At 62.3% G+C, this 16,454-nt stretch carries 17 protein-coding genes; 11 read left to right on the top strand and 6 right to left on the bottom strand.

The genetic code is table 11. The features are described 5' to 3' along the window. Window positions 1–78 precede the first annotated feature (78 nt). The 3 genes from AC1DD7_RS04060 (at window position 79) to AC1DD7_RS04050 (ending at window position 2,019) form a co-directional block, all read left to right on the top strand. A complete protein-coding gene (locus tag AC1DD7_RS04060; protein WP_477514078.1) occupies window positions 79–675 on the top strand; it encodes a phosphoribosylanthranilate isomerase in 597 nt (198 codons plus the stop codon). 405 nt (window positions 676–1,080) lie between these two features. Next, the gene (locus tag AC1DD7_RS04055) at window positions 1,081–1,530 is read left to right on the top strand and encodes an SRPBCC family protein (protein ID WP_477513907.1); all 450 of its coding nucleotides are present in this window, start codon (window positions 1,081–1,083) and stop codon (window positions 1,528–1,530) included. 87 nt (window positions 1,531–1,617) lie between these two features. After that, window positions 1,618–2,019: a YccF domain-containing protein gene (locus tag AC1DD7_RS04050; RefSeq protein ID WP_477513906.1), complete on the top strand. Its 402-nt coding sequence runs from the start codon at window positions 1,618–1,620 to the stop codon at window positions 2,017–2,019. 9 nt (window positions 2,020–2,028) lie between these two features. Here AC1DD7_RS04050 and AC1DD7_RS04045 read toward each other — a convergent pair whose 3' ends face one another. Together AC1DD7_RS04045 and AC1DD7_RS04040 are read right to left on the bottom strand one after the other, a co-directional pair. Further along, complete coding sequence (locus tag AC1DD7_RS04045) at window positions 2,029–2,793, bottom strand: 2-phosphosulfolactate phosphatase (protein WP_477513905.1); 765 nt, start codon at window positions 2,791–2,793, stop codon at window positions 2,029–2,031. Then, on the bottom strand, window positions 2,790–3,659 hold the full coding sequence (locus AC1DD7_RS04040; protein WP_477513904.1) for a DUF4031 domain-containing protein: 870 nt from the start codon (window positions 3,657–3,659) through the stop codon (window positions 2,790–2,792). The genes AC1DD7_RS04045 and AC1DD7_RS04040 overlap by 4 nt, the downstream gene beginning before the upstream one ends. Before the next feature lie 302 nt (window positions 3,660–3,961). Between AC1DD7_RS04040 and AC1DD7_RS04035 the strand changes: the two genes are divergently transcribed. Genes AC1DD7_RS04035 through AC1DD7_RS04020 form a run of 4 tightly spaced genes read left to right on the top strand, consistent with a single transcriptional unit; the run spans window position 3,962 to window position 7,062 of the window. Then, window positions 3,962–4,372: a TOBE domain-containing protein gene (locus AC1DD7_RS04035; protein WP_416417530.1), complete on the top strand. Its 411-nt coding sequence runs from the start codon at window positions 3,962–3,964 to the stop codon at window positions 4,370–4,372. Beyond that, complete coding sequence (gene modA, locus AC1DD7_RS04030; RefSeq protein WP_477513903.1) at window positions 4,369–5,157, top strand: molybdate ABC transporter substrate-binding protein; 789 nt, start codon at window positions 4,369–4,371, stop codon at window positions 5,155–5,157. Before AC1DD7_RS04035 ends, modA begins: the two co-directional genes overlap by 4 nt. Window positions 5,158–5,164: 7 nt before the next feature. Continuing rightward, entirely contained in the window at window positions 5,165–5,986 is an 822-nt protein-coding gene (locus AC1DD7_RS04025) for an ABC transporter permease (RefSeq protein WP_477513902.1), read from the top strand. Next, window positions 5,983–7,062, top strand: coding sequence for a sulfate/molybdate ABC transporter ATP-binding protein (locus AC1DD7_RS04020; protein WP_477513901.1), 1,080 nt, complete (start codon window positions 5,983–5,985; stop codon window positions 7,060–7,062). Before AC1DD7_RS04025 ends, AC1DD7_RS04020 begins: the two co-directional genes overlap by 4 nt. 24 nt (window positions 7,063–7,086) lie before the next feature. On the opposite strand, the gene AC1DD7_RS04015 is transcribed toward AC1DD7_RS04020, so the two are convergent. Next, complete coding sequence (locus tag AC1DD7_RS04015) at window positions 7,087–7,422, bottom strand: YciI family protein (RefSeq protein WP_442003282.1); 336 nt, start codon at window positions 7,420–7,422, stop codon at window positions 7,087–7,089. Window positions 7,423–7,625: 203 nt separating this feature from the next. On the opposite strand from AC1DD7_RS04015, the gene clpB reads away from it, so the two are divergent. Next, window positions 7,626–10,283 carry an ATP-dependent chaperone ClpB gene (gene clpB / locus AC1DD7_RS04010; RefSeq protein WP_442016078.1) on the top strand — a complete coding sequence of 886 codons (2,658 nt, stop codon included), beginning with the start codon at window positions 7,626–7,628 and terminating at the stop codon, window positions 10,281–10,283. A gap of 9 nt (window positions 10,284–10,292) precedes the next feature. On the opposite strand, the gene AC1DD7_RS04005 is transcribed toward clpB, so the two are convergent. Next, complete coding sequence (locus AC1DD7_RS04005) at window positions 10,293–11,072, bottom strand: septum formation family protein (protein ID WP_477513900.1); 780 nt, start codon at window positions 11,070–11,072, stop codon at window positions 10,293–10,295. Between the two features lie 408 nt (window positions 11,073–11,480). On the opposite strand from AC1DD7_RS04005, the gene AC1DD7_RS04000 reads away from it, so the two are divergent. The 3 genes from AC1DD7_RS04000 (at window position 11,481) to AC1DD7_RS03990 (ending at window position 13,557) form a co-directional block, all read left to right on the top strand. Further along, entirely contained in the window at window positions 11,481–11,705 is a 225-nt protein-coding gene (locus AC1DD7_RS04000; RefSeq protein ID WP_024818182.1) for a DUF3073 domain-containing protein, read from the top strand. A 302-nt stretch (window positions 11,706–12,007) separates the two neighbouring features. Continuing rightward, window positions 12,008–12,790 (top strand): VOC family protein, encoded by a 783-nt coding sequence (locus tag AC1DD7_RS03995; RefSeq protein ID WP_477513899.1) that lies wholly within the window; start codon window positions 12,008–12,010, stop codon window positions 12,788–12,790. Further along, on the top strand, window positions 12,787–13,557 hold the full coding sequence (locus AC1DD7_RS03990; protein ID WP_477513898.1) for a VOC family protein: 771 nt from the start codon (window positions 12,787–12,789) through the stop codon (window positions 13,555–13,557). Before AC1DD7_RS03995 ends, AC1DD7_RS03990 begins: the two co-directional genes overlap by 4 nt. Window positions 13,558–13,633: 76 nt before the next feature. On the opposite strand, the gene purM is transcribed toward AC1DD7_RS03990, so the two are convergent. Together purM and purF are read right to left on the bottom strand one after the other, a co-directional pair. Next, complete coding sequence (gene purM, locus AC1DD7_RS03985; RefSeq protein ID WP_477513897.1) at window positions 13,634–14,791, bottom strand: phosphoribosylformylglycinamidine cyclo-ligase; 1,158 nt, start codon at window positions 14,789–14,791, stop codon at window positions 13,634–13,636. Next, window positions 14,788–16,419, bottom strand: coding sequence for an amidophosphoribosyltransferase (gene purF / locus AC1DD7_RS03980; protein ID WP_442016083.1), 1,632 nt, complete (start codon window positions 16,417–16,419; stop codon window positions 14,788–14,790). The genes purM and purF overlap by 4 nt, the downstream gene beginning before the upstream one ends. Window positions 16,420–16,454 lie beyond the last annotated feature (35 nt).

Below are 16,454 nucleotides of genomic sequence, written 5' to 3'. Positions count from 1 at the left end.
ACACAGCTTCTGCGTTGGCATTGCGGCTTGCTAACGTCATATGTGGAAAACGTTGGGAATATGGCTGGAGGCACAGGAATGTTCGTCAAAGTGTGCGGCTTGAGCACGCCCGAATCCGTGCGGTCCGCCGTGGACGCCGGGGCGGACGCCGTCGGCTTCGTGCTGACGTCCAGCCCACGTGAGGTCAGTCCTGACCAGGTACATGTGCTACTGCCGCTGGTGCCCGCAGGTGTTGGTGCCGTGGCCGTGTTCCGGCACGAGCCCGCCTCCGACGCCGTTTCTGTTGCCCGCGCCGCCGGACTCACGTGGGTTCAACTGCACGGTACCCGGACTGCCGAGGACGTCAAAACAGTGCACGACGCCGGAATGCGGCTCATTCGGGCCGTCACCATGGGTGCCACCCCGGACGAGTTCAGCGATCTTGGCGAGGATCTGCTCTTGATCGATGCAGCCGTGCCAGGCTCGGGGGAGTCTTGGGACTACGCGTCCGTGCTGGCCAAGGGACTGGGCGACCGGGAGTGGTTGCTCGCGGGCGGTCTCGAACCCGGCAACGTCGCCTTTGCCGCCGCTGCGGCGGGTGCCTGGGGCGTGGACGTTTCCTCAGGTGTGGAATCGTCCCGGGGAGTGAAGGACCTGGCGAAGATCCGTGCCTTCGTGGAAGCCGCAAAGGCCTGACGTTCTCTCACATCCTGCCGCTTTTTTGGGCGTTCTTCTCTCAGGTCCTGCGGCTTTTTGGGCGTTCTTCTCTCACGTCCTGCCGTTTTTTGGGCGTTCCTGTCTCACGTCCTGCCGTTTTTGGCCCGACGTTCTCTCACGTCCTGCCGTGTTTGGCGCGTTCCTGTCTCACGTCCTGCCGGCGGGCACTCCCGATCGGTTCATGATGTGACAGAACATCGGGCAATTCGGGCGATGATGTGAGAGAGCATCCGACTTAGGAGTGGCACACCCTAGACTCGCTCACGACGACACGATTCACTGGAACACGCCACTGGACTTACGCACGGAACCAAAAACGGAACCAAAAACGGAACCAAAAACGGAACCAAGCTAACGGACCACACGAAATCAGGAGCCCAAGCAATGAGCACGGAACAGCACACCCTGACCATGATCCGCGAGTTCGACGCCCCGCGTGAGCGGATCTTCGACGCCTGGATGGACCCCGATCAGCTCACCAAGTGGTTCGGGCCCGTGGAAGTGGATGCGCCCCGCGACAAGATCATCGTGGAGCCGCGCGTGGGCGGAATCTGGCAGGTGGTCATGGCGTGGACGGACGACGACGGGGAGCAGGAAGCACCCATCGAAGCTGTCATCACGGAGCTGGATGCACCCGCGCTCCTCGTAGCAAGGGCAAAGGCTGCTCCGGATGCGGATCATGAGTACGAGGAAATGCACCTCGAATTCGAAGACCTCAACGGACGCACCCGGATGCATCTCACCCAGGGCCCCTTCGCATCGGAAGAATGGGTGGAAATGACACGGGATGGCTGGGGCACCTCGTTCGACAAGCTGGACGCGCTGCTGGACTGAGCTCCTCCAACACCGTCGTCAAACTCAGGGCCGATTCAGGGCAGACCCTGAGGCTTAATGTCTGTCCGGCAAGGGAGAATTGAGACTATGAAAACGCTGCTCAACATCATTTGGCTGGTCTTTGGTGGTTTCTGGTTGGCATTGGGCTATTTCGCAGCAGGCATTATCTGCTGCGTGCTCATTGTGACCATTCCTTGGGGCGTCGCTTCGTTCCGGATCGGCGCTTATTGTTTGTGGCCGTTTGGCCGGATGGTGGTGGAGAAGCCCGGCGGGACGGGTGTCTTCGCACTTCTCGGCAACGTGATTTGGCTGTTGGTTGCTGGTATCTGGATTGCGATCGGCCACGTGGTTACGGCTTTCGCAATGGCCATCACCATCATCGGTATCCCACTGGCTATCGCGAACCTGAAGCTGATCCCGGTATCGCTGATGCCTCTCGGCAAGCAGATTGTGCCGACCAACCAGCCGTTCGTCAGCACCTATCGCTAGCTCGCCGGTCTAATCGGTGGGGTGGACGCCCTGAAAAGCCCCATCCGTCAGCAAAGCAACCACCGAGCTGCCATCCAACTCGGCGGCAATTGCCACGTCTTCAGTGAAGCCCCCATCTATTAGTTCCCGCCCGCTGGAGCAGCCGCGCAGCACCGAGGCCAGCTTGGGCTCGGCGGCGTCGAAGGCCGCGGCCGCAGATCCGGCTTCAGGTGAGAAATTACGGCGCCCCGACCCTGCTAATCCGGCGATGAATGCTCCCGCTCCGAGCTCGTCCTCCAATGCTGGCCGCAGCGTGCCATTGGTCCACTTCTCACCTGCTGCGATCACAGCAATCACCGCATCAGGAGGCAATGTCGCATGGACCCAGTCGGCGGTCGCCGCGGCGTTGCGTAAGCACACAGCCACTACTTGTCGTGCGGAGTTGGCGAGCTCATGACTCAGCGTCGAGCCGTTGGGTGACGGCAGGACCACACGCTCAAGATGCGGCGCATGACGAAGGCTTGCCGGCGACAAACTCAGCCCTTCACCGCCACGCGGTCCGGCCAGCGCAGCCTGATGATGAGCGGCGAACTCACTCGCCGCAGCATCGCGCATCGGGTAGGGAAAAACGGCCGTCCCACGATCCACGGCGACGCTCACGCACGTCGTGAACGAAAGGACGTCAACCACAACAGCAAGGTCCGCCCGAGGCACTATGGCGCGGGCGCCGTCGAGCCCCCATTCGAACCGGACCGAGTACGGCAACTGACGCTGGGGCGCTCCCGGTTCGCTCATCCGAGTTCGGCGGTCAGGTTGCGGCGGGCTGCGTCAAGCCAGAGCGCCTTGGCCCGCTCACCATGGAAGAGAGGGTCCAGTGACAGCAGATGACGCACGACGGCGGCACGCCCCTTGGCGAAGTCGACGTCACTGATGTGGGCATAGTCTTCCCGGACGGCGGCCAGGTAGCGCGCGTAGGACTGTTCGTCGCCTCCGAGTACGGAGAGATCGGCATCGCAGAGGAGGGCTCCGGCATGGTCGCCGGGTTTGGGATTGTGTTCGGCGGTGAGCCGTACCAATCGGGCCACCTCGGCGACGTCTTCCGGGGCCAGACGCGCAGCAGTCAGTCGGTCCTCGGCAAGCCGCGCGGATTCTTCCTCGTCCTGCCCCGCGACACCTTCATAGACGGCGTCGTGGAACCAGGCCGCCAGCGTGACTGTGCGGGCAGGGAGGGCGGGTTCCGTCAAAACGTCCAGGGCTTCGAGAACGGCCAGCAAATGGGTCCGACTGTGGTACTTACGGCCGTCCTCGCCCCACCGTTCCAGTAGTTCCAAGCCGAGTTCCTCGTGCCCGGGGTAGGTGCTGTTCCATCGCTCCATCAGCGGAACGGTGAGGGCTTTGCTGCGATCGCGTGCTGGAATGCGAAGGCCGCTCGCGATGAGTTTCCGGACCAGGACCCTTGCCTCCACGGGAATGGCTCCAGCCGCTACGAGGTCGTTGTAGCGGCGTTCAGGAACGTCGTAGTGGTCGCCGTCGAACGCCCTTTCGGGGACTCCGGCCGCCTCGGCGAAAGCGTGAAGCTCGTCCAAGGACTTGTCTGATACCAGATGTGAAAACACGGTGCCGTGGGCGGGCCACAGGGGCGGATCGACATATACGGCCATTGGCAAAGTGTAAGCCAAACGATCCTTCCCAGTTACCGGTCGTCGGAGCGGCTACCGCCGAGCGTCCGCCCCGGAAGCACAGGCTTCACTGCCCGTGTGGTCACAGCAACTGGGAAGGAGCGTAGGAGTTCCTTGGCAACAGGTTACGGCTATGACTGCACGCCGGATAGAGTACGACGGCGGCCCGCACCGTTTGCCGCCCAGCGCACCAGCGGCGCTCTCGCTTGGAACTAGACAGTAACATTCCGTTTTGCGGAGCTATCACACAATAGAATCCGCAAATACGGACTTAGAATATTTTCATGCCGCAAATACGGATCTCCGAAGCAGCCCGGTTCCTTGGTGTCAGCGACGACACTGTGAGGCGGTGGACCGAGAACGGAACACTTACCGCCCGGAAGGACGCCGCGGGCCGACTCGCTGTGGATGGCTTGGAGCTCGCCAAGGTTGCCCGCGATCAGTCCCACCTTCCGGACGATCCCGCCCGTACAGGAAGCTCGGCCCGGAACCGCTTCGTCGGCCTGGTCACGGGCATTACCGCGGACAAGGTCATGGCACAGGTGGAGCTTCAATGTGGGCCGTTCCGTGTGGTGTCGTTGATGAGCAGTGAAGCCGTGCGCGAGCTTGGTCTGGAACTTGGGTCAGTGGCTACAGCGGTGGTGAAGGCAACAACTGTCATCATCGAAACGCCTCAGGGAAAGAGCGTCGTATGAGGAACACTCGCACGAAAGCCATGGCGCTCCTAGTCGCTTTGGCCGTGGCGGCCGGTACGGCGAGCTGTGCTTCAAACGCCACAGGCCCAGCGGCAACCGGGAATCAGCTGAACGGCAGCATCACCGTCTTCGCGGCAGCGTCCCTCAAAGCACCGTTCACTCAACTTGCCCAGGACTTCGAGTCCAAAAACCCCGGCACCAAAGTGAACCTTAGCTTCGCCGGTTCCTCAGACTTGGCAACGCAAATCACCCAGGGTGCACCAGCTGATGTGTTTGCCTCAGCCGATACCAAGAACATGGCCAAGGTCTCGGACGCAAAACTCGTGGACGGCACCGCGACAAACTTTGCCACGAACTTACTGGAGATCGCTGTCCCGCCCAGCAACCCGGCGTCGATCTCTTCCTTCGCGGACCTGTCCAAGCCCGGCGTCAAAGTTGTGGTCTGTGCCAAACAGGTTCCTTGTGGTGCGGCCGCGGAGACGATAGAGAAGGCCTCCGGGACCACCTTGAGCCCGGTCAGCGAAGAGTCATCAGTCAGTGATGTGCTGGGCAAGGTCGTCTCGCAGGAAGCCGACGCCGGGCTGGTTTACGTGACGGACATCAAGGGTGCTGGGAGCAAGGTGAAGGGCATACCGTTTCCGGAGTCCGGCAAGGCCGTCAATACGTATCCGATCGCCACTGTGGGCACCAGCAAAAACAAGGACCTCGCCCGGGCCTTCATTGCCATGGTCACCGGCAGCGCGGGGCAGAAGGTCCTGGGCGACGCTGGCTTCGGCCCGTCGTAGGAACGCAATGAATCGAACTGGATACCACGGCATCCCACGGTGGATCTATGGAATCGCCGTTGTGGGCGGACTGCTGGTGATTCTTCCCCTGCTCGCGATGCTGGTGCGCGTGAACTGGTCCCAGTTCCTTCCGCTCATCACGTCGGAATCGTCGCTCGATGCGTTGGGCCTGAGCCTGAGGACGTCAGCAGCAAGCACCCTGTTGTGCATCGTGCTTGGTGTGCCGTTGGCCCTTGTCCTGGCCCGCGGGGAGTTTCCCGGGCAGAGGCTGCTGCGCTCCTTGGTGCTGTTGCCCCTCGTGCTGCCGCCCGTCGTCGGAGGTATCGCCCTGCTCTACACCTTCGGGCGGCAAGGTTTGCTGGGGAAGTCGCTCGAAATGGCCGGAATTCAGATCGCGTTCTCCACTACCGCCGTGGTGCTTGCACAAACATTCGTGGCCTTGCCGTTCTTGGTTGTCAGCCTCGAAGGCGCCCTGCGGACTGCGGGAAGCAAGTATGAGGCCGTGGCGGCGACCCTGGGCGCGCGGCCAACCACCGTCCTGCGCCGCGTCACACTGCCCTTGGTCCTGCCGGGGCTCGCGTCGGGCGCCGTTTTGTCCTTCGCGCGCAGCCTCGGGGAGTTTGGCGCTACCTTGACTTTCGCCGGCAGCTTGCAGGGCGTCACGCGCACACTGCCCCTGGAGATTTATCTTCAGCGCGAAACTGACGCTGACGCCGCCGTCGCACTGTCTCTGGTTTTGGTGGCGGTCGCCGCGGCAGTAGTGGGCCTGAGTTACGGTCGACGCCCCAGCAACACTGGTGCAAGCGCCCATGCGGACGTCCAGCCATGACGTTTGAACTGGAAGCGAGCCTTCCGTCCCGCAACTTCGACATGTCGCTTAAACTCTCCGATGGCGAAACGCTAGCCATTCTCGGTCCCAACGGCGCCGGAAAATCAACTCTTCTTGGGGTGATTTCGGGCCTGCTGCGGCCAGATTCCGGGAGTGCACAGATTGGCGGCCGGCAGCTTTTTGACCTCGACGGCGGCAATCACCAGTGGAACGCCCCGCACCTGCGCGGCACTGCGCTGCTCGCTCAGGAGGCACTGCTGTTTCCGCACCTGAACGTGCTGGACAACGTCGCCTTCGGGCCCCGCAGCAAGGGCAGATCCAAAGCCGCGGCCGGCGAAATCGCCCGGCTTTGGCTGACTGAGGTGGACGCCCTTCATCTGGAATCCCGCAAACCAGCAGAGCTATCCGGTGGCCAGGCACAGCGTGTGGCAGTTGCGAGGGCGCTCGCCACGGAGCCCGAGTTATTGCTCCTCGATGAGCCGATGTCGGCCCTGGATATCCATGCCGCACCACTGCTGCGCCGCGTCCTCAAACGGGTCCTGGATGGACGCAACGCCATCATCGTCACGCACGACGTCCTGGACGCCTACATGCTCGCCGATCGCGTCATTGTCGTGGAGAACGGGCGGATTTCCGAGGAAGGCCCAACCCGCCAAGTCCTCGAACGCCCTCGGAGCCACTTTGCGGCCGGGCTTGCAGGACTGAACCTCGTCAGCGGAATCATCTCCGAGCAGGGAATCACGACGCCGGATGGCCGGCTTTTCGCCGGACACCACGATCCGGAGTGGTCACCTGCACTCGGCCAGGCAGGCGTGGCGGCCTTCCCGCCGTCGGCCGTTTCCGTTTTTCTTGGCGAAGTGCACGGAAGCCCACGCAACTCCTTTCCTGTCACCGTCAGTGACTTGGAGCCGCACGGCGACCAGATCCGTGTCAGGGCGGGCGGACCGGGCGCGGGGGAGCGCGGCACGTTGTCCGCAGATATCACTCCTGCTGCCTCTGCCGATCTCGGCCTGGCACCGGGCGTGGACGTGCGGTTCGTCGTGAAGTCCGCGCTGGTCTGGATCTATCCGGCGTGAGGCCAGCCCCGACTGGTTGGGCAGTTACATGCCTGGAATGTCCAGGGCCTCGTAGACCTGGATGCTGGCTCCGGGCATCATCAGGTGCGGGTGGCCCTCCAGGAGAGCAAGGGCGCCGTCCATGTTTTCGGCCTGGAGGATGGTGTACCCCGCTACGCCTGTGTTGGTGTCGGAGACACCTGAGTTTGCCACTTCCTTACCTCCGCCCAGAGGCGTGCCAAGATCGATGATCCCGTCGCCGGCCTTGTTGGCCCAGTCCATCCAGACTTTCATGCCTTCGGCTGCTGACTCGGGGGAGGCTTCTTCCATTGCGGATTCGGCGGACTGGGGAGCGGTGTAAAGCGCCACGTACTTAGTCATGTCGTGTCCTTTCGATGTCATTTGGCGGTGAATCCGCCCGGTCACTGCCTGATCGTAGACCCCTGTTATTCACATAGCCATGGTTTCGTCTGGACAGGTGTTTCGCCGTGGGCAAACATGGAACACATGGGCCACAAAGCAAAGTTGAGCGTAGTAGACTCAACTTTGAAAGTATTGATCTTACTCCAGAAAGGGAGCTTTCGTTGGACGTCAAATTCACCACCAAAAGCCAGGAGGCCCTTTCTGCGGCCGCCATGAATGCCTCTACTGCCGGCAACCCGCAATTGGAGCCAGCACACCTGCTGAAGGCCCTCATGGACCAGCGCGAGGGCGTTGCTGTTGCACTCCTGCGCGCCACGGGTGCCGATCCTGATGCCGTGAGCGTTCAGGCCAGTTCGGCCATCAAGTCGCTGCCGTCCTCTTCGGGCAGCTCGGTCCAGCAAGCCCAGCTCTCCCGGCAGTCCATGCAGGCCATCCAGGCTGCCCAGAATGAGGCCGACAAACTCGGCGATTCCTTTGTCTCTACTGAGCACCTGCTCTTGGGGCTTTCGGCTGGCAGTGACACGGTTGGAAAGTTATTGCGCGACGCCGGTGCCTCCCACGAAGCACTGCTTGCCGCGCTGCCGGGTGTCCGGGGCGATCGAAAGGTCAACTCGCCGGATCCCGAAAATACGTTCCAGGCCTTGGAGAAGTTCGGCACGGACCTCACTGCTATTGCCCGCTCAGGGAAGCTGGACCCGGTCATTGGGCGTGACAGCGAAATCCGTCGCGTGGTTCAGGTCCTGAGCCGGCGCACCAAGAACAACCCGGTACTGATTGGTGAGCCTGGCGTAGGTAAGACCGCGGTAGTCGAGGGCCTCGCCCAACGCATGGTTGCCGGCGACGTCCCGGAGAGCCTCCGCGGCAAGACCCTCATTGCCTTGGACATGGCCTCCATGGTTGCGGGCGCCAAATACCGCGGTGAATTCGAGGAGCGGCTCAAAGCGGTTCTGGAGGAGATCAAGAACTCCAACGGCCAGATCGTCACATTCATCGATGAAATCCACACGGTAGTTGGAGCTGGCGCAACGGGCGACAGCGCGATGGATGCGGGCAACATGCTCAAGCCGATGCTGGCCCGCGGCGAGTTGCGGCTCATTGGTGCCACCACCCTGGACGAGTACCGCGAAAACATCGAGAAGGACCCTGCCTTGGAACGCCGCTTCCAGCAGGTTTACGTGGGCGAGCCGAGCGTCGAGGACACCATCGGCATTCTGCGCGGCCTCAAGGAACGGTACGAGGCCCACCACAAGGTGGCCATCGCCGACTCTGCCCTGGTGGCAGCTGCAACCCTGTCCAACCGGTACATCTCGGGCCGTCAGCTCCCGGACAAAGCGATCGACCTCGTGGACGAGGCCGCATCACGGCTTCGGATGGAGATTGACTCAGCGCCGGAGGAGATCGATCAACTCCGCCGTTCCGTCGATCGCCTCACCATGGAAGAACTGGCCCTGCAGGGCGAGACTGATCCTGCATCCGTTGAGCGGTTGGCTGCCCTTCGCGCTGACATGGCGGACAAGAAGGAAGCACTCAGGGCCCTCAACGCCCGTTGGGAAGCTGAGAAGGCCGGACTCAACCGGGTTGGTGACCTCAAAGCCAAGATCGACGAACTGAGGTCAGCCGCCGAAAAGTACCAGCGCGAAGGCGACCTCGAGTCGGCGTCGCGGATACTTTATGGCGAACTGCCCGCCCTCGAACGGGAGCTCAATGCGGCTGCCGAGGAGGAATCCGCCCGGGGCGACGCAAAGCCCGAACTCATGGTCGCAGAGGATGTGACAGCAGACGACATTGCGGAGGTTATCTCGGCGTGGACCGGCATTCCCGCTGGGCGCATGCTGCAGGGTGAATCTCAAAAGCTGCTGCATATGGAAGAGGAACTCGGTAAGCGCCTGATCGGCCAAACCAAGGCTGTACAGGCAGTTTCGGACGCCGTCCGCCGCGCGCGGGCGGGCATCAGCGACCCCAACCGCCCCACGGGCTCGTTCCTGTTCCTTGGCCCCACCGGCGTCGGCAAGACCGAGCTCGCAAAGGCCTTGGCCGACTTCCTCTTTGACGACGAACGGGCCATGATCCGGATCGACATGTCCGAGTACGGAGAGAAACACTCTGTCGCACGCTTGGTTGGTGCCCCTCCGGGATACGTCGGCTACGAGGAAGGTGGTCAGCTGACGGAAGCCGTGCGTCGCCGCCCGTACTCCGTTGTGCTGCTCGACGAGGTAGAGAAGGCCCACCCAGAGGTGTTTGACATCCTCCTGCAGGTTCTGGATGATGGCCGTCTCACAGATGGTCAAGGGCGGACGGTGGACTTCCGCAATACGATCCTGGTGCTGACGTCCAACTCCGGAAGCCAGTTCCTGGTGGACCCGTCCCTCGATGCCAAAGCCAAGCGTGATGCCGTCATGGCCGTGGTACAGGCCTCGTTCAAGCCGGAGTTCCTGAACCGTTTGGACGAGATCGTGCTGTTCGACCCCCTGTCCGTCGAGGAGCTGGCCCGGATCGTGGAACTTCACGTTGCCGAACTCACCAAGCGTCTGCGGGACCGCCGCTTGACCCTCGAGGTGAGCGACGGAGCCCGCGCCTGGCTCGCCATGTCCGGCTATGACTCGGCGTACGGCGCGCGGCCTCTGCGACGTCTCGTCCAGCGCGAAATCGGAGACCGCCTGGCCAAGGAGATCCTTGCCGGAACGATCACCGATGGCGACACCGTCTTGGTGGATACTGCGGCCGACGTCGATGAACTCACCATTGAGGGATTTGAGTCGCTGACAGGTCCTGACGGCGGCCCGTCTGTGGGCACTGGGCTACTGGTTCGTAAGAAGTAGGTCGGCGGGCTACTTATTGAGGAGGTCTTCCTTGATGGTGTTGCCCGAATCCACAACGATGAAGCAATCAACGCGGCGGTCGCCCCGATCCCAACTGGTGGTGCTCGGGTAGACGTTCTGCTGAAGTAGTACGTACTTGTCGGCCGCCTCGTGATTAAGCTTTACGTTGCCGCAGACTTCACGGCCCTTGTCCTTCAGCGCGTTCGTGCCGGGGAAGGAATCGTCCGCTGGGTATGTGTGGACGGCGCCCAGTTGGGCTGAATGCTCGGTGTCACAGGGCACGGCCCGGGCTTTGGATGCGTTGGGGTCGAAGTCGGCAAAGCAATCGCCTACCTGGAAATCCTTGGCTTCTGTATCCCGCGGTAATGGGCCAAGGCTTGCCGTGGGGCTCGGGGTAGCCACAACAGCCTGAGGCCGTGTACCCAACAGGTTCAGCAGCACCCAGATCACGACGCCGATGAGCACCAGGACACCGACCACGATTGCGCCGATGACAAAACGCTGGCGTTTTACCGGGTCCCCGTGCGGGGCGGGTTGGGGCTGCTGGAGGGGATCCCCTGTCCGGGAGGGATCCCCGGGCTGGCCGGGGTGGTCTGGCTGGCCGGAGTAGTCTGGCTGGCCGGGCTGCTCCGGCTTGCCGGGGTGCTGGGACTGACCGGAGTATGCCGGCAGCGCAGGATCAGGCTGGTCGCTGGGGTTGGGTACGAAGTCCGGATCAAGATCCGGTGCAGGATCAGGCTGCAGGCCTGAAGCCTCGGGTTGTGTTTCCGAGGCTTGCTTCGGCTGCACACCTGGGGCCTGCGGCGGCTGCACACCTGGGGCCTGCGGTGGCTGCACACCTGGGGCCTGCGGCGGCGTGGGCGGTACCCTGGGCGCAGGTGGCACCCCGGCCTCTCCTTTATCGCGTTTTTCGCGCGGTGAATCATCACGTGGTGGGGTGTTGTCCTCGCTCATATCCCGGAGTCTGCCTTCCTGCTTTGGAGCCGCATTGAGGCAGACTCTACCCAATTTTTTGGTGTATTGGAGGTGGTGGGGAGCGGTTTGGACCGTAGTTGTACCCGATGCAGGTCCGGGGTGGCACGCAGGCACCCTCGAAAGCATGTAATCTAGACATACGACAAATTGACCAAACATTCCGGGGCCTCACCGATAGCCAAGGTGACCACCTCCGGTCCAAGTACAAAAGGGGGTCACGCCATGGGGCGCGGCCGTCAAAAGGCAAAAGCTACCAAGCAGGCTCGGGACATCAAGTACTACTCCCCGAACACTGACTACTCGGCACTTGAGCGTGAGCTCACGGGCCCATCGAGTCGTGTAAAGAGCCACTTCCCCGAAGATCCCCCGGAGCCGGACTACTCGGCTTATGAGGACAAGTACGCGGAAGACGATGACGACGAGGTAGACACCCGCCGTATCGGATAGCTGTCGCAAACAATCGGTGCCTCTGGCACTGACTTGCGTACCGCCGTCGTACATTAAGGTCGTCGCGCATCTTCGGATGCCGAATATCTCTGAAAGAGGCCCGCAGGGCACGCCATTCATTGGCGTACCCTGCGGGCCTTTTTTCGCATCAGTACCACTGGGTAATGCGGCCCACGTCTGGCGCAAGCAGTGGAAGCGCCATAGCGTAGTCCCCATGGACTCCGACGCGGGGTCAGTTAGGGCCCATTCCAGGCCTCAACATGGGCCACAAGTGACCCCGCGTTGCTAGGAAAGGGAACGGCATGCCGGCGGTCGAGAGTTACAAGCAGGGGACACCATGTTGGGTGGACCTGTCCTCCACCGACGTCGAGGTTTCCCGGAGGTTTTACAGTGAGCTCTTTGGCTGGGAGCTGGATCCCATGGACGCCGGCAACGGCATGACTTACTACATGGCAAAACTCCACGGCCGGAACGTTGCCGGCATGATGCAGCAAATGCCGGATGCGCCGGAGGGAATGCCGTCCTACTGGGCCAACTACATCGCCGTGGACTCAGCGGATGAGGCAGCGGAACGGGCTGTGGCGGCAGGCGGGTCGATCTTGTTCGAGCCTGACGACGTGCCGAATGGCAGCGGACGGATGTTATTCGCCATAGATCCCACGGGTGCACAGATCGGCTTCTGGGAAGCTGGAACGCATCCCGGATCCGGTTTGGTCAACGAGCCTGGCACCATGATATGGAACGAACTACAGACGGACGACGTCCCCAAGGCCGTGAAGTTCTACGAGGCCGTCACAGGGTGCAGCAGCGAAACCACACCCGCTGGAGATCTTCAGGAGTACACCAGCCTGCTCGTGGAAGGAAAGCGGATTGCCGGTGCCCTCAAGCTGCCCATTGAAGGACTCTCGCCGTTCTGGATGACGTATTTCGGCGTCGAGGACGTAGATACTGGAGTGGAGCGGGCCGTTGAGCTTGGAGCGCACGTAATCGCTCCGGCTTTCGATGTTCCCGGTGTCGGACGAATGGCTGTGCTCATGGACCCTGCCGGCGCCGCATTCAGCATCATGACAGGACTTGCCGCATGACTTCCCGGACGCATTATTCAAGCGGTGAACCCTGTTGGGCCGATCTGCAGACCCCGGACGTACCCGCAGCCAAGGAGTTCTACGGCAAGCTGTTCGACTGGACATTCAAAGACCTCCCCACACCTGACGCTCGCAGCTACGCTCAGGCCTTTGTTGGCAAGGACCTGGTGGCGGTCATCGCTCCGCAGAACCCCATGCAGGAGGCTGCGGGCAAGCATGGACAGTGGAACATCTACCTCGCTGCAACGGACGCCGAGGAGATAGCGGAAGACGCCGTCCATGCTGGCGGCAAGCTCGAGTTTGGCCCGGAGCAGGTTGCCGATACAGGCGTCCTGGCGTTCATCGAGGCGCCCGGCGGCGGGACAACGGGGATCTGGCAAGCGGGCACCCATATTGGAAGCCATCTGTTCAATCAGGCCGGCGCCTTGGCCTGGGCTGAGCTGCTGACTCCAGAACCGCAGGCAGCCACAGCGTTTTTCCAGCAGCTTTTCGGGCATGAAGTCACCGAATATCCCCAGGACGACGGCGGCAGCTACAGCACGCTGATGGTCAAAGGCGAGGAGGTGGCCGGGATTGTCCCTGCCGAACAGGGCGAAGAAGCCGGTTGGCAGATCTATTTCGGAGTGGCGGACCTCCGAAAAGCCGCTGAGGTAGCGGTAGCCGCGGGTGGAGTGGTGCTCGTGGAGCCGGAAGAACGGCCCGAAGCTGGATCTTTGGCTACGATCCAGGATCCGCAGGGCGGCGTTATCAGTTTGATCCAGATCTGAACAGCAAAAACAAAAAAGAGCGGCCGGGCAGTTGAGATCAACTGCCCGGCCGCTCTTTCACTAAGAGGAAGCGCGCCTATGCGTAGGCGTTCACCAAACGTACGGCACCGCCGTCGACGCCCTTGGCACCCTGGACATAGTCCGGGCCTGTCTTGTCGATCGAGTCAGAATCTGCAGTAACCGTACCCATGATCCAGGACGGCAGGCCGCGCTCGTTGAGGCGTGCCACGGCTGCGTCAGCGGCCTCCGGGGACACGATTGCCACCATGCCGACACCGAGGTTCAGCGTGCGCTCAAGGTCGGCGAGCGGCACATTGCCAAGCTCGGAAACAAGCTTGAAGATAGCCGGCAGTTCCCACGTGTTGCGGTCAACAGTGGCAACCAGGCCCTGCGGGAGGACACGCGCCAGGTTGGCTGCCAGGCCACCACCGGTGACGTGGCTGAACCCGTGGACGGCCTGGCCGACTGAGACCGGGAACGTGCGGGCGAGGTCCAGGCAGTCGGCTGCGTAGACGCGCGTGGGCTCCAGGAGCTCTTCGCCAAGTGTGCGGCCGAGCTCGGAAACCTGGCGATCCAAGGCCCAGCCAGCGTGGTTGATGACGCGGCGGACCAAAGAGTAGCCATTGGAGTGCAGGCCCGAGGAGGCCATGCCGATCACGACGTCTCCGGCGCGGACGCGGTCCGGACCGAGCAAGGCGTCAGCTTCGACAACACCGGTAGCGGCACCGGCGACGTCGTATTCGTGCTCACCCAGCAGGCCCGGGTGCTCAGCGGTTTCGCCGCCAACCAGGGCGGTGCCGGCAACAGAGCACGCCGCTGCGATACCGCGGACGATGTCCGCAATGCGCTCCGGGACAACCTTGCCGCAGGCGATGTAGTCCGTCATGTAGAGGGGCTCAGCGCCGACCACCACGATGTCGTCCACAACCATGCCGACGAGGTCGAAACCGATGGTGTCGTGGATGTCCATGGCCTGCGCGATAGCAACCTTGGTCCCCACGCCATCAGTTGACGTGGCCAGCAGCGGCTTCTTGTAGGTCAGCAGCTTCGAGACGTCGTACAAGCCTGCGAAACCGCCGACGCCGCCAATCACCGAGGTGTTGTGGGTCGCCTTCACGGCGTCCTTCATGAGCTCGACTGCGCGGTCTCCCGCTTCGACGTCGACACCCGCGGAGGCGTAGGTGATGCCTGTTGAATTCGGGGTGCTTCGAGCGGCGGGGGTTGCGGAGGTCATACAGACTCTTTCTTGTCGGCGTCGGTCAAACGATCAGCGTCGGTCAGCAGGTTCTCGAATTCAGCATCGGGGCCCGGATCGCAGCCCGTAGCGCCGGGCTTCTCGGCCGGATCCTCGGAGTCGTCCACTGAGGAGGTGTCTTCAGCCGGAGCCAGTCCGCCGAGATCCGTGCGCTCCAGCAGGTTCTTGCCCAGCTTGTCGGCATGCGGCAGCTCAATCGGGTACTGGCCCGTGAAGCAAGCCGTGCAGAGGCGCTCGCGAGGCTGCTGGGTAGCGCCGATCATGCCGTCTTCGGAGATGTAGGCCAGCGAGTCGGCGCCGATTGCCTGGGAGATTTCCTCGATCGTGGCGCCGTTGGCAATCAGCTCTGCGCGGGAGGCGAAGTCGATGCCGTAGAAGCAAGGCCACTGGACCGGGGGAGAAGAGATCTTCACGTGGACAGCAGCGGCGCCTGCTTCGCGGAGCATCCGTACGATGGCGCGTTGCGTGTTGCCACGGACAATCGAGTCATCCACAACAACAACGCGCTTGCCCCGGATGACGGATTCCAAGGCGTTGAGCTTGAGACGGATACCCAACTGGCGCAGGGTCTGCGATGGCTGGATGAAGGTGCGGCCGACGTAGGCGTTCTTGACGAAGCCATGAGCGAACGGGATGCCGGACTGCTCCGCGTAGCCAACAGCGGCCGGGGTTCCCGACTCGGGAACCGGGATGACGATGTCGGCCTCGTGGGTGTTTTCGCGGGCCAACTGGCGGCCCATTTCAACACGGGCTTCATACACGGAACGGCCGGCAATGGCAGCATCCGGACGCGCGAGGTAAACATATTCGAAGACACAGCCGGCAGGCGTTGCCTCGGCGAAACGCTGGGAGCGGACGCCGTCCTCATCGATGGCAATGAACTCGCCGGGCTCGATCTCACGAATGAAGCTCGCACCAACGGTGGCCAGGCCGGCTTGCTCCGAAGCAACAACCCAGCCGCGCTCCAGGCGCCCCAAACACAGCGGCCGGATGCCGTAGGTGTCGCGCGCGGCGTAGAGCGTCCCTTCATCCATGAAGACGAAACAGAAGCCACCCTTGATCTTGGGCAGCAGCTCCAACGCGGTCTGCTCCAGGGTTTTGCCCTCTTCGCCCTCAAGGAGTGCGGTTACCAAGGCGGTGTCCGAGGTGTTGCCCTGCTTCATCTCACCGGTCAACTGGCCATCGTTGCGCTGAAGGATCATTTCCCGAAGTTCAGCGGTGTTGGTCAGGTTGCCGTTGTGGGCCAAGGCAACCGTGCCGGTCGCGGTTGCGCCCAAGGTGGGCTGCGCATTGGCCCAGTGGCTTGCGCCAGTGGTGGAGTACCGGCAGTGGCCAACGGCCAGGTGCCCAGTGAGGGTGTTCAGGGTCGTCTCATCGAAGACCTGGGACACAAGGCCCATGTCTTTATAGACGTTGATGCGCTTGCCGTCACTGGTAGCAATACCAGCCGACTCTTGTCCGCGGTGCTGCAGCGCATACAGCCCGTAATAGGTGAGTTTTGCTACTTCTTCACCGGGAGCCCAGACCCCAAAGACGCCACAAGCGTCCTGAGGGCCTTTTTCGCCGGGGAGAAGATCATGAGAAAGTTTTCCGTCGCCACGTGCCACTGGTCGATTGTCTCATGTTGTGGCCGTGGTAAGTT

The sequence above is a fragment of the Paenarthrobacter sp. 10L412 genome, from assembly GCF_056395565.1.
The sequence above is the reverse complement of the archived record's forward strand: the minus strand, read 5'-3'. Positions and strand labels throughout refer to the sequence as shown.

What these genes read in the sequence shown, in the direction of transcription:
- AC1DD7_RS04060 (WP_477514078.1), top strand. Translation starts at nt 79, where the DNA reads ATGTTCGTCAAAGTGTGCGGCTTGAGCACGCCCGAATCCGTGCGGTCC.
- AC1DD7_RS04000 (WP_024818182.1), top strand. Translation starts at nt 11,481, where the DNA reads ATGGGGCGCGGCCGTCAAAAGGCAAAAGCTACCAAGCAGGCTCGGGAC.
- AC1DD7_RS04035 (WP_416417530.1), top strand. Translation starts at nt 3,962, where the DNA reads ATGCCGCAAATACGGATCTCCGAAGCAGCCCGGTTCCTTGGTGTCAGC.
- AC1DD7_RS04050 (WP_477513906.1), top strand. Translation starts at nt 1,618, where the DNA reads ATGAAAACGCTGCTCAACATCATTTGGCTGGTCTTTGGTGGTTTCTGG.
- modA (WP_477513903.1), top strand. Translation starts at nt 4,369, where the DNA reads ATGAGGAACACTCGCACGAAAGCCATGGCGCTCCTAGTCGCTTTGGCC.
- AC1DD7_RS04025 (WP_477513902.1), top strand. Translation starts at nt 5,165, where the DNA reads ATGAATCGAACTGGATACCACGGCATCCCACGGTGGATCTATGGAATC.
- AC1DD7_RS04055 (WP_477513907.1), top strand. Translation starts at nt 1,081, where the DNA reads ATGAGCACGGAACAGCACACCCTGACCATGATCCGCGAGTTCGACGCC.
- AC1DD7_RS04040 (WP_477513904.1), bottom strand. Translation starts at nt 3,659, where the DNA reads ATGGCCGTATATGTCGATCCGCCCCTGTGGCCCGCCCACGGCACCGTG.
- AC1DD7_RS04015 (WP_442003282.1), bottom strand. Translation starts at nt 7,422, where the DNA reads ATGACTAAGTACGTGGCGCTTTACACCGCTCCCCAGTCCGCCGAATCC.
- AC1DD7_RS04045 (WP_477513905.1), bottom strand. Translation starts at nt 2,793, where the DNA reads ATGAGCGAACCGGGAGCGCCCCAGCGTCAGTTGCCGTACTCGGTCCGG.
- AC1DD7_RS03990 (WP_477513898.1), top strand. Translation starts at nt 12,787, where the DNA reads ATGACTTCCCGGACGCATTATTCAAGCGGTGAACCCTGTTGGGCCGAT.
- AC1DD7_RS03995 (WP_477513899.1), top strand. Translation starts at nt 12,008, where the DNA reads ATGCCGGCGGTCGAGAGTTACAAGCAGGGGACACCATGTTGGGTGGAC.
- purM (WP_477513897.1), bottom strand. Translation starts at nt 14,791, where the DNA reads ATGACCTCCGCAACCCCCGCCGCTCGAAGCACCCCGAATTCAACAGGC.
- AC1DD7_RS04020 (WP_477513901.1), top strand. Translation starts at nt 5,983, where the DNA reads ATGACGTTTGAACTGGAAGCGAGCCTTCCGTCCCGCAACTTCGACATG.